Annotated in this window: 10 protein-coding genes and 9 tRNA genes (1 of these 19 running past the window's edge); 1 reads left to right on the forward strand and 18 read right to left on the reverse strand. The window is 37.7% G+C overall.

Translation table 11 applies throughout. The features are described from left to right. Window positions 1-77: 77 nt before the first annotated feature. From A5889_RS02960 to A5889_RS02990, 7 genes are all read right to left on the reverse strand, one after another. The gene (locus tag A5889_RS02960) at window positions 78-1,508 is read right to left on the reverse strand and encodes a 6-phospho-beta-glucosidase (RefSeq protein WP_087640370.1); all 1,431 of its coding nucleotides are present in this window, start codon (window positions 1,506-1,508) and stop codon (window positions 78-80) included. A 38-nt stretch (window positions 1,509-1,546) separates the two neighbouring features. Beyond that, window positions 1,547-3,418 (reverse strand): beta-glucoside-specific PTS transporter subunit IIABC, encoded by a 1,872-nt coding sequence (locus A5889_RS02965; RefSeq protein ID WP_087640371.1) that lies wholly within the window; start codon window positions 3,416-3,418, stop codon window positions 1,547-1,549. A gap of 94 nt (window positions 3,419-3,512) precedes the next feature. After that, on the reverse strand, window positions 3,513-4,349 hold the full coding sequence (licT, locus tag A5889_RS02970) for a BglG family transcription antiterminator LicT (protein ID WP_087640372.1): 837 nt from the start codon (window positions 4,347-4,349) through the stop codon (window positions 3,513-3,515). 152 nt (window positions 4,350-4,501) lie between these two features. Then, window positions 4,502-5,548 carry a tyrosine-protein phosphatase gene (locus A5889_RS02975; RefSeq protein ID WP_087640373.1) on the reverse strand — a complete coding sequence of 349 codons (1,047 nt, stop codon included), beginning with the start codon at window positions 5,546-5,548 and terminating at the stop codon, window positions 4,502-4,504. Between the two features lie 12 nt (window positions 5,549-5,560). After that, the gene (locus A5889_RS02980; protein WP_087640374.1) at window positions 5,561-6,820 is read right to left on the reverse strand and encodes a PTS sugar transporter subunit IIC; all 1,260 of its coding nucleotides are present in this window, start codon (window positions 6,818-6,820) and stop codon (window positions 5,561-5,563) included. A 17-nt stretch (window positions 6,821-6,837) separates the two neighbouring features. Then, window positions 6,838-7,146, reverse strand: a complete 309-nt coding sequence (locus tag A5889_RS02985; protein WP_087640375.1) for a PTS sugar transporter subunit IIB — start codon at window positions 7,144-7,146, stop codon at window positions 6,838-6,840. 23 nt (window positions 7,147-7,169) lie between these two features. Then, the gene (locus A5889_RS02990; protein WP_087640376.1) at window positions 7,170-7,505 is read right to left on the reverse strand and encodes a PTS lactose/cellobiose transporter subunit IIA; all 336 of its coding nucleotides are present in this window, start codon (window positions 7,503-7,505) and stop codon (window positions 7,170-7,172) included. A gap of 234 nt (window positions 7,506-7,739) precedes the next feature. Between A5889_RS02990 and A5889_RS02995 the strand changes: the two genes are divergently transcribed. Then, window positions 7,740-10,403: a sigma 54-interacting transcriptional regulator gene (locus A5889_RS02995; RefSeq protein ID WP_087640447.1), complete on the forward strand. Its 2,664-nt coding sequence runs from the start codon at window positions 7,740-7,742 to the stop codon at window positions 10,401-10,403. Between the two features lie 258 nt (window positions 10,404-10,661). Here the strand turns inward: A5889_RS02995 and A5889_RS03000 are convergent, their stop codons facing one another. The 11 genes from A5889_RS03000 to A5889_RS03050 form a co-directional block, all read right to left on the reverse strand. Further along, window positions 10,662-10,946 (reverse strand): phenylalanine--tRNA ligase beta subunit-related protein, encoded by a 285-nt coding sequence (locus tag A5889_RS03000; protein WP_176372785.1) that lies wholly within the window; start codon window positions 10,944-10,946, stop codon window positions 10,662-10,664. 30 nt (window positions 10,947-10,976) lie between these two features. Beyond that, window positions 10,977-11,246, reverse strand: coding sequence for a hypothetical protein (locus A5889_RS03005; RefSeq protein ID WP_087640378.1), 270 nt, complete (start codon window positions 11,244-11,246; stop codon window positions 10,977-10,979). A gap of 228 nt (window positions 11,247-11,474) precedes the next feature. Continuing rightward, a tRNA-Leu gene (locus A5889_RS03010) sits at window positions 11,475-11,558 on the reverse strand. 16 nt (window positions 11,559-11,574) lie between these two features. Continuing rightward, window positions 11,575-11,645, reverse strand: a tRNA-Cys gene (locus A5889_RS03015). Window positions 11,646-11,679: 34 nt separating this feature from the next. Continuing rightward, window positions 11,680-11,751 (reverse strand) — tRNA-Gln (locus A5889_RS03020). Between the two features lie 16 nt (window positions 11,752-11,767). Next, window positions 11,768-11,840, reverse strand: a tRNA-His gene (locus A5889_RS03025). Between the two features lie 32 nt (window positions 11,841-11,872). Further along, window positions 11,873-11,945: transfer RNA gene (locus A5889_RS03030), tRNA-His, on the reverse strand. Between the two features lie 12 nt (window positions 11,946-11,957). Next, a tRNA-Trp gene (locus tag A5889_RS03035) sits at window positions 11,958-12,028 on the reverse strand. A 9-nt stretch (window positions 12,029-12,037) separates the two neighbouring features. Then, window positions 12,038-12,118: transfer RNA gene (locus A5889_RS03040), tRNA-Tyr, on the reverse strand. A 4-nt stretch (window positions 12,119-12,122) separates the two neighbouring features. Beyond that, window positions 12,123-12,195, reverse strand: a tRNA-Phe gene (locus A5889_RS03045). A 12-nt stretch (window positions 12,196-12,207) separates the two neighbouring features. Continuing rightward, a tRNA-Asp gene (locus tag A5889_RS03050) sits at window positions 12,208-12,214 on the reverse strand; it runs 67 nt beyond the window's last position.

Raw genomic sequence — 12,214 nt, forward strand, 5'->3', positions numbered from 1 at the left:
CTGTAATAAAAAATATACAAAAAAGGGTGAACTTGAGGATTATTTCTCAAGTTCACCCTTTTTCAATTCACAAGGATTTAGTTCGTCAAATCTTCGCCATTTGTCGCGATGACTTTTTTATACCAGTCGAATGATTTTTTCTTCGAGCGTTTCAACGTACCATTCCCGTCGTTGTCGCGATCGACATAAATAAAGCCGTATCGTTTTTTCATTTCACCTGTTCCAGCTGACACAAGGTCGATACAGCCCCAGGTTGTATAGCCTAGTAGATCGACACCGTCTAATTCCACGGCATCTTTCATTGCTTGAATATGTGCCGCTAAATATTCGATACGGTAATCGTCAACCACATAGCCGTTTTCATCTGGTGTATCCACGGCACCTAAGCCATTTTCCACGATGAATAATGGTTTTTGATAGCGGTCATACAAGTCATTCATTGTTACACGCAAGCCAAGCGGATCGATCTGCCAGCCCCATTCACTTGCTTCCAAGTAAGGATTTTTTACTGAGGCAAAGATATTGCCAGCTGTTTGTTCGTTGACCGCTGGATCTGTTGATTGGACGCGAGATGAATAATAAGAGAAGGAAATGAAATCAACTGTATGCTCTTTCAATAATTCCAAATCGCCCTCTTCGATCGGTAATTCGATCCCTTCACGTTCTAATTCTTTCAGCGCATATGCTGGATATTCGCCACGAGATTGGACATCGATGAAGAAGAAGTTTTCACGGTCTGCTTTACGTGCTGCCCAAACGTCTTCTGGTTTACATGTATACGCATAGTTGGTTCCAGCTGCTAACATACAGCCGACTTGGTTTTCCGGATCGACTTCATGGGCGATTTTTGTCGCCACAGCACTAGCTACCAACTCATGGTGAGCAGCCTGATATTTGACTTGTTCTTTATTTTCTCCTTCTTCAAAATACAAGCCTGCGCCCATAAATGGTGCATGAAGGATCATGTTGATCTCATTGAAGGTCAACCAGTATTTCACTAAACCTTTGTAACGATTGAAAATCACACGGCATAAGTTTTCGTAAAAACCAACCATTTCACGGCTGCGCCATGCGCCATATTTTTCGACTAAGTGCATTGGACAATCAAAATGGGTGATGGTTACCAATGGTTCGATGTTGTATTTACGGCATTCTTTGAAGAGATCTTCATAATATTTCAAGCCTTCTTCATTCGGCTCAGTCTCATCACCTAAAGGGAAAATCCGGCTCCAGGCAATCGATAAACGATAGGTCTTAAAGCCCATTTCTGCAAACAAAGCAATATCTTCTTTGTAACGGTGGTACATATCGATCGCGTTTTGTGCAGGATAAAAATGCTCATCATCAAACTCAAACATTTTCTTTTCACCAGTGATCACTGGAAAACGGTCGGGTCCGACAGGGGCTAGATCCACATTGGCTAAGCCTCGTCCGCCTTCATTATAGCCGCCTTCACATTGATTGGCCGCTGTAGCGCCGCCCCATAAAAAATCTTTTCTAAATGACATATCTTTTTCCTCCAATGAATAATAATAAATGGTATCCGTTATCGTATGACTTTCATTACCTGCTCGCCTGGATCAGACAATGGACTTGTCAACGTAATAACATCTCCAAAATCGACTGTATTTGTTACAACAACAGGTGTAATGATATTATACCCTTTTTCTTTGATTTTCTCTAAGTCAAATTCCAATAGTTTATCTCCTGTTGTCACTTTCTGATCTTTTTCAACAAAATATTTATAGCCTTCACCATCCAGTTGTACGGTATCGATTCCCACATGGATCAAGAGCTCCACACCAGAATCACTCGTCAAACCAATTGCATGCTTAGAGTCAAAAACAGCTGTGACAGTTCCTGAAAAAGGTGCGTAAACTACACCTTCTATCGGTTTTACTGCAAATCCTTTACCTAAAATTTCTGCTGAAAACATACCATCTTCTACGGCTGAGAGTTGAGTGATTTCACCTTTGATCGGATTGACAACATTTGTCGTTGAATCCGTTTGAACTTCATTGACAACATCTTTTTCACTTTGCTCTTCTACCTTAGGTTCTTTGTATAAAATGTACGATACAACAAAAGAAATACCAATACTGATCGCTGCGCCGATACATGCCATATACAAATGTTTTAGAGTATCATCACCAATATAACTTGGCAAAGTTAGTAAACCTGGTGATCCGCCAGTAAAGTTTTTCACTCTCATGATCCCCATAAATAATCCGCCGATCCCGCCACCGATCATTGCCGCATACAAAGGCGTTTTATAACGTAAATTCACTCCATATAAAGCCGGCTCTGTAATTCCAAATAAACCTGTCAAACCAGCAGAAGAGGCTAATTGTTTTACAGAGGACTCTTTACTTTTAAATCCAACTGCAAGTGCAGCCGCTCCTTGCCCTAAGTTAGACGCTAACATTCCTGGATAAATCACTGTGTCATAGCCTGTCGTCATTCGATTATTGATACCGATCGGAACAAGCCCATAATGTGTACCCGTTGCAACAAACAATGGTGTGAAGGCGCCGATGATCGTTGGGACCAACCAAGGACTAAACTCTTCCAAAGCTTTGATTCCATTTGAAATAGCGTCACTGATCAAATAACCGATAGGTCCTATTACAACAAGAGAAATTGTTCCAACGATAGCAATCGTAATCAATGGTTTGCTAAAGAATTTGATCACTTTTGGCGATATTTTATCAGCAAAAGGTTCAACATACGACATAAACCAAACAGATAAAATGATCGGGATCACAGAAGAACCATAAGAAACTGCTGAGACCGGCAAGCCAAACAAATGAATACTCCCTTCACCAGCTTCCTTGATCGCATTCACCATACCAGTAAAATTAGGATGCAGCAAAATTCCTCCGACCATCATTGCTAAATACATATTTGTTTTAAACTTCTGTGCAGAAGAAGCAGCTAGAAGAATCGGTAGAAAATAAAAGGCCGAATCTGCCATAAAATCAATAATGATATACGTTTGTCCAGTTTTATCTATTGCATTAAAAACAACTAATAAGGACAATACTGCTTTTAGCATCCCAGCTGCAGTGATTGCTGGTAAAATCGGGGTAAAAATTCCTGTGATCGTATCGATGACTTTAGCTGCCGCTCCCCGATCATCTTTTTCTACTGATGTACCTTGCTGGCCATCCAAAGTTGGTACTTTTTTCAAAATCTCTTTGTATACACTACCGACATCACTACCGATGATTACTTGATACTGACCACCTTTTGAAACAACGCCCATTACACCCGCTATATTTTTCAGTGTTTCTGTCTCAGCCTTTTTTTCCTCTTTCAAATTAAATCGTAATCTAGTGGCACAATGAGTCAGTCCACTAATATTTTTTTCTCCACCGACATTATCGATAATTTTATCTGCTAATTCCTGATAATTCATAAATAATTCCTCCTAAAAATAAAAATACCTAAGAACGTTCTTTTAAAAAGAACTTTTCTTAGGTATAGCCTGTGCTCTTCACAGTAACAATCCTTTAATTGTTTGTAATTCTTCTAATATGGATCGTGAGATAGATCATCTCATCCTCTTTTAAATCTCGACCGAATTCTTTGCCTATATACTCACGAATCTTCAAAGCACAGAGATATTCTTCCTGATACTTTTCTTTTAACATAAATAAGAAACCTTCATCTTTATCCTTGTCCAGTTCTATTCCACTAAATAAACGCTGAACAAAAAACTTCAAATGTGTAATGAATCGCTCATAATTTAACGTATATTCATCTAAATCCGTCTTATAATGATACTTAACAATATTGATGATTTTTTGAATCACTTTTGTCATCTCAGATACTTGACTAACTTGTGATAAATCAAGTTCAGCATTGACGATATGCAAGGCGATGAATCCAGCTTCATCTTCCGGTAACGTGATATCCAAGCGATTGGAGATGATATTCAGCGCTTCTTTTCCGATCAAATATTCGTGATTATAAAAACGCTTGATTTCCCACAAAAGTGCATTTCTTACCGGTAAACCGCTATTATGTCGTTCGATCGCATAGTCGATATGATCTGTCAATGTCAGATAAATATTCTCATTCAATTTTTTTCCTAAAGAAACTTTGGCAAAACCAATAATCTCATTCGCTACTTGTAAATGCTCCAAGCGGACATTCGAAAGCAGCTGAGTTAACTTATTAGTTGTTAAATCGGCATTACTTGTATAAACTTTTTCAATCAAACGGTCATCGATCACATCGCCGACTGTTTTCTTAAAGCCGATACCTTTCCCCATCACAAGAACTTCTTGGCCATCCAGATTGAGTGACTTGACGATATTATTATTGATTACTTTTTTTACTTCCATAGTGTCTCCTCAATGAGATTCGATCAGCTAGCTAATATAACGATATGAAAGAAATAAAGTATAGCCTGAAAAATCAGTAACAATCTTCATTTCTCTTGTTATTAAAACATGAAAGTAAAGCGTTGTCAATACAAGAAAAACAGCCATTCATTTTAATATAAATACTTTTCTCTCAAAAGATCCAGCTGCTTATCTGTTATACCTAAGCTAAGTTTCAAATACTTTTCCATCGTTCCAAATGTTTTTTCAACTGCATTGAAGGCACCATCAAGATATTCTTTTTTAGTTAATTGCAAGGAGGATAAAAATGCAAGAACATCTTCATTATCTGTATATTTTTTGTAAATAGCCATTCGCTTAGCATTTCTAGGTGCATTCATCTTATCTGTAAGTAAATAATCTTGATAAACTTGGTCTTTATCGACACCTAACGCACTTAAATAAATCGCAGCTGCCCAACCTGTTCTGTCTTTTCCCCCCTGACAATGAAAAATCAGTGGTGTAGAATCTGCTTCTAATAATGTCGAGAAAAATCGTTGATAGGCATTGACTGCTTTTTCACCTAATACCAATTGTTCCATTTGTTTACTCATCACATTGCGATTCTTTACTAACTGTTCTCTTCCTGCATCTGTACTTACCATTTTTTCGAGCTGAGCAATTTTTTCTTCATCTTTTTTTGAAACAGTTTGGGTACTAGCTTGCTGAGCCACATCCGCATGAGGATTAAAATTGACTGTTTCACTCAATAAAATCGACTTGTTAGGGTCTTTCGCTATTTCTTGCGGCGAACGAAAATCAATGATTCGCTTGATTCCAAGCCGTTCAATATACTTTTGCTCCTCCTCATCGATTTGATGCAAAGCATCCGAGCGAAAGACTAGACCCCACCGAGTCATCTGACCACGTGCTGTATAGTAGCCACCTAGATCGCGACAGTTATACAAATGATCTAATGGTAAACGCCGTTCAGCGCCAATAAAGACATCAGAACCCGAAAATAATTCAAAATAAAGACGTGTTTTTGGGTCAGGATCCTTAAACATCTGCCAACCTGCCTCTCTAAATTCTAGAAATGAAGTTGTTGATTCAGTCATAGAATCTTCACGACTATAATATACTTTAGCAGGAAGTCTCACTGAATCTGGTAGATTGATTTTTAAATGATCTGCTTCTCTTTCAATTTGCAGCATCTGCATATTCTCACACTCCTATTGATTTTCAAGCGTTGCAGCTTCTTCAATGACTCCTTGTTTATCTAATTTTTTTATGAATGGTAGATATAACAATAGTACCACAACAAACTGGATCAGCTGTACCACTAATCCTTGCCAGCCTGCTGCCATAAATCCAGATAAAAATGTCGGAAGATTTTTCGGCACATTCACGCTGATCACCGGTAAAAATCCAATGATTGTTGCAATATAGGCAATGCCCACACAAACTGCCGCTGAGAGTGTCAAAGGAATAAAGATGACTGCATTCATGATCATCGGAATCCCAAATTTCATCGGTTCTGTGATCCCAAAAATACTTGGAATGAATGAGATTTTTCCAATCGATTTGAATTTTTCGCTTTTGCTCATCCAGACTAAGATCACTGCTAAAGCCAAAGCTCTTGGTCCTTTAAATGCATCTAAGAAAAATGAATTGATGATATTCGTAGCAGCTTCTCCAGCAGCAACAGCTTCCATATTAGCATAAGCTTGTGACGTAAATAAAACAGCGATCACTGATCCAACGACCATACTGCCATGAATTCCAAAAAACCAAAGTAACTCAGATAAAAACATAATGAACAACGCTGACCAAATCGAACCACCCAATGATTCAAGAGGAGTTTGTAAATTAGTATAAATAAAATCATGGACATTCCCAAATCTTGTTTCTGCAAACAATGTACTGATTATAATAACAACGATAAATATAATAGCTGCTGGTACGATTGCTTCAAATGTCTTTGCAATAGCTGTTGGTACACTTTCCGGCATACGGAATGTAATTCTTTTTTCGACCATTTTAGCAAATAGCCATGTCACAACTAACGCTACGATCATTCCAACAAAAATCCCTTTAGATCCTAAATAAGTCAGCTCATACGCCATTGCAGGCTTTTCTCCGCCGATATCAAAAGCGGTGATCGGTGTTAAAACAAAGAAAGAAGCCAATGACAAAATAATTGACGCGATCGTGTCCCCTTTCTTCTCTCTTGCCATCGCGCAAGAAATCCCAATAATAATATAGATCGTGATCAAATTACTTGAAATCGAAGTACCTAACGAACATGCTTTTGTCACGATTTCCGGTAATCCTGGAATCATACCAATGATCGTCGTCAAACTCCCAACGATCGTGATCGGCAGAGTCATCATCATCCCATTAGCAATACTTTTTACAAAAGTATTATTTGAAAATTTATTGACAAACACATTCAACCCATTGATAAATGAACTTTTTTTCACTTCTGACATTTGTCATTCTCCTTTTTCTATTTTGATTTAGCTGCAATAACTTCTTGTGCCTTCTTAAATACTTTCTCTCCGTTCATCATTCCATAATCCATCATCTCGATCACTAAAACAGGAATCTCAGGATACTCTTTTTTCACGTCTTCCTGCTGATATCCAACTTGCGGACCGAGTAATATAATATCCGATCCTGTCACTCTTTCTTCTAATTCACTTAGACCACATGCTGAAATATCAGCCTCAATTCCTTGTGAAGAAGCATATTCTTCCATTTTTTTGACTAACATTCCTGTAGACATTCCACCTGCACACGCTAACGTAATTTTCATTCTGATCACCTTTTCTATTATTTTTAAGCACTCTTTTTAATTAAGTTACGCAATTCCCGCATTTCTTCATGCAAATCAATAAATTCTTTTGTAAAATCCGTAGCCGTTATAGCTGCCATCATGTGATCTTGCGCATGGGTCAAAAACATCGTCGCAGGTTCATCCGGATTACTGGCAAAATTCTGTAAAATAGTTGTATGCTGCTGGTGAGCAATTTTTAAGTTGTCTTTGCTTTCCTCTAAAAGTTTTTTAGCAGACCCAACATCCCCTTTTTTAGCTTCTTTGATTGCATTCATTGCTAGAGATTTTGCATTTCCTGCATAAACAATGATCTGCATCACATCTGTTTCTGAAATCATCTGACCTTCTCCTCTCAAATATATCCTAGTCATCTCTCTATAAAGCAATTTTCATGCCAAACACTCAACCAACACTCCATATAGTGAATTATGCCTATGTGTTTCTTTTGCATTAAAATTAAAACACTTTATCAAACACTTTTTTTATAAAACGAAACACATGACTTTGACTATTCAGTTTGCGAACATTATACTTAAATGGAAAGATTATTGATGAAAGACTGGGGAAGAATTATGAAACGAATCGATAAAGTTGCTGAAATCCTTGCAACTTACACAAAAAGCCAACCGGCAACTGCAATGGAGATTGCTGAAAAACTAGGGATCACTAGAGCAAATGTCAGCAGTGATCTAAACCAGCTTGTTAAGCTCAATAAAGCAAAAAAGACCGGAACAAAACCGATCTACTTTTTTTCAACTACGCCAAACATTCAAAGTAAGGAAAACATTTTAGATACATTTACTAAGAAAAGTCCTAGCCTATTTCATTGCAGTGAACAAGCAAAGGCAGCGGTCTTGTATCCGCCAAAAGGTATGCATATCCTTTTAACAGGTGAAACGGGTGTTGGAAAAAGTATGTTTGCAGAATTGATCTTTACTTATGCAAAATCACAAAATAAATTGAAAGCGGATTCTAAATTTGTCACATTTAATTGTGCCGACTATGCGAATAATCCTCAATTACTTGTAGGTTCGATTTTTGGTATATCTAAAGGGGCATATACAGGAGCGGACAGCGATCGTGCTGGCTTGTTAGAGGAAGCAGATGGCGGTATTTTGTTTCTTGATGAAATACATCGGCTGCCTCCAGAAGGTCAGGAGATGCTTTTCACTTTTATAGATAAGGAAATCTACCGAAGATTAGGAGAAACAACGAGCGAAAGAAAGGCTCAAGTGCTATTGATTTGTGCTACAACTGAAGATATTTCTTCAAACCTGCTTCAAACATTCATTCGTAGAATCCCAATGAGGATCAATATTCCTAATTTGGAGGAACGTGGATTAGAAGAACGGTTGACGTTGATCTCAACTTTTTTTCAAGAAGAAACTAAAAAGCTGAAATCACCGATCGAAGTATCTACAAATACGATTCGCGCCTTATTAGGCTATCATTGTGCGAATAATGTCGGGCAGTTAAAAGCAGATATCCAGCTTTTATGCGCTAAGGCCTACTCTCAATTTATTGCTCGACAAGAAGAGGCACTAAAAATCAGCAGTTATGAATTGCCTCACTATATCCGGGAAGGTCTTTATAATGTTGAAGAAAGGCAGAAAATCTGGCTTCTACTGCCAAATATGAACAGTCGTTTTTTTCTTTTTGATGACGATACTACGACACTTTTTGTTCCAAAAGACAACAAGGGTGACGACATTTATCAAATCATTGAACAAAAAATGAATGATATGGAACGAATTGGATTAGATAGTACGCAAACTTCTGAAATCATAGACACAACGATCACTAATTATTATCGCTCCTATGCAAGTGATTCTTCAGCTGATCTTCAAAATTTAGAGCAGATCGTCGGCTCTGAAATTCTTGCTACTTCCAGTAAGGTATGTGAAAAAGCTGCTCGTTTATTAAATTGCTATCTGTCTGATAATGTTCGCTATGGAATCGCTCTTCACTTATATAATACGATCCAACGAATCAAACGTGGACAAACGATCAAAAATCCGAGGATCGATGAAATAAAAAATAACCATCCGCAACTCTTTGAAACAGCCCAGCACTGCTTGTCTGTGATTGAAACAGATTTTAGCGTAAAATTGCCTGAAGATGAAGCTGGCTTTTTAGCACTATTTTTTACAGCAGATGAAACTAAACAAAAAAAACGAATCAAAGTAGAAGTCATTGTTGTTGCTCATGGGGAGTCGACAGCGACTAGTATGGCTAATGTCGTCAATAAGCTGCTGGGCGAAAATATTGCGTTTGGATTTGATATGCCTCTCGAAGAAAAACCAAGGGTGATATTGACTCGAATTCAAGAATATCTTAAACAAAAAAAAGAACAGAAAGATGTTTTATTACTTGTTGATATGGGATCACTCATCAATTTTAGTGACGAACTTAAAGAATACACCGTTACGGATATCCGTTGTATCGAGTTAGTGAGTACACTACACGTTTTAGAAGCTAGCAGAAAAGCAGCTTTGGGTGCTACCTTAAATGAAGTATATGAATCAACCGTAAATATCAGAGGTCTTTCTACCTACCAGCAAAAGGCAGCGATTGCGCTAGAACAACGTACATTCTATTTGCTAACATTATGTTCAACTGGCGAAGGCTCTGCGCAGCTTATAAAAAAAATGCTCCGCTCACGCTTAAACTTAAGAGGAGGTTCATGTGAAATCGTTTCTTTGCAGGTAGCAGATGCTGATTTAGTGACAAAAACGGTCAATAGCTTAAATAAAACTGGTAAAATCATCTGTACTATTGGAACTTTTCAAATAGGTTTGAGTACACCGCATTTCTCTATCAATGATGCTTTAAATGAAACTAATACTACAAAGATTCAGGCGTTAATTGACTATGAACTTGCTTTTGAAGGTATGCGCCTCAATATCACAGATATGTTGGATTACCCTCACGGTGAAAAACTGATTTCAACAACTAGAGATTGGGTCGAAACACTAGCTGAAGAAATAACGCCACTTCTTTCATATGAAATCAAAGTCGGTTTAGCTTGCCACGTAATCTGCATGATCGACCGCCTACTTCAAGGAAAGAATGTAAGTAGTTTTCCTAAAACAGAATCTTTTAAAGAAAAGTATCAAACAGAAATCTACAAAGTAGCCCAAAATATAAAGCTACTGGAAACTTATTACGGGATCGATATTCCGAAAGATGAGGTTTTCTATATCACAGCCTTTTTTATGAACGAATCTTTTCTTTAAAAATTAATAACTATCTCCTAAGTATTTAAATGGATAATATCTGCGCTATTTTAATTTACTTATAGATTAAAAGCCAACGTATGATATACGTTGGCTTTTATAATAGCTCTCAAAATTAAGGCAATAGATCCTTTTTAATTGTATTCATCATTTAATCTAGTCAGTATATTTAGATACAGAAGCACTATTATACTACAATTGTTGTTTGTATTTCAGTCGTTCCAAATATGCCATTGATGGCTTGTTCAACTTCACTTTTTATTGCCTGCAGTCCAGAGGTGACTCATCAAAACTATAGACCACGAGCATGGCTTTTTTCGTTTCAAGCGAAATCATCGCTCTAGTTGAATCAGAGATCGGACTACCAAAAGGACCAAGTGAATCACTCAACACAGGAAAATTGCTGATTTTGATCATGCCTTTTCCGATCCCTTCATATTCTTCACCTTTACTTGCTACCAAATAAGAAAGATCATCATTCAATTTAGATAGATCATAACTGCCAATCGGTAAATACAGTTTCAAAGAAAGATAGTTATTCAAATCTACAAGCTCATTGATTTGATATAATCCTTACCCCTTAACTATTCTTCTTAATAAGCTATCTGACGAAGGCCGATGACGAGAAGGATCGAGCCCAAGACCTTTATAAAACAATTTAGTTTGCTTAATTCTTTTATTATCAAGTATACCTTCTAATGTTATTGTACTTTCTATTTCAGCAATCATTGGTGTTAAAAAATTTTCCCAAAGATTTTTATCATACTTTCTATTACATAAATCAAATGTAGATACTACAAGTTGGGCTTTCTTTAATTTAGGTGTTTCTTTTACTATATTCATAATCAATAGTCCTCCGTTAATATCAAAAATATTTTTTTAACGGAAATCAGGCACATCGCACTCGCAAAGAGGAGTAAAAATCATAATTTCACCTCCAAAAAATGAATTAATCCAATATTATATTATTTTAGTTATGAATTCAAGCTGTTATGCTAGCTCATAGTATTTATAAACAATAACTATTTACTAAACAAAAAAACTGTTAAATCAATGATTTAACAGTTTTTATACCGGCGGCCGGGGTCGAACCGGCACGCCCTCGCGGGCACTGGATTTTGAGTCCAGCGCGTCTGCCAATTCCGCCACGCCGGCATGAAATAATTTTGCAAGGCGGTAACCGGATTTGAACCGGTGATGAAGGTTTTGCAGACCTCTGCCTTACCACTTGGCTATACCGCCATATTGCAATGTAAATTTCTCTAATAGAGAAAAACTGGGGTAGCTGGATTCGAACCAACGCATGACAGAGTCAAAGTCTGTTGCCTTACCGCTTGGCGATACCCCAAAAATTTAAAGTTAAGGGCGACTGATGGGAATCGAACCCACGAGTGGCGGAACCACAATCCGCTGTGTTAACCACTTCACCACAATCGCCATAAAACACTTGGCAAAAATTTAAAACTAAGGGCGACTGATGGGAATCGAACCCACGAATGGCGGAACCACAATCCGCTGTGTTAACCACTTCACCACAATCGCCATAAATTTTAACAGGGATAGTAGGAATCGAACCCACAATGACGGTTTTGGAGACCGTAGTTATACCGTTTAACTATATCCCTACTTTTAAATGGAGGAAAGTGGATTCGAACCACTGAACCCTAAGGAACGGATTTACAGTCCGTCGCGTTTAGCCACTTCGCTATTCCTCCAAAATGGCGCAAGACAGAATCGAACTGCCGACACACGGAGCTTCAATCCGTTGCTCTACCAACTGAGCTACTGCGCCAAAAATATAAAACGGTCTG

This window comes from Enterococcus sp. 9D6_DIV0238 (assembly GCF_002174455.2).
Lineage (GTDB): Bacteria > Bacillota > Bacilli > Lactobacillales > Enterococcaceae > Enterococcus_L > Enterococcus_L dunnyi.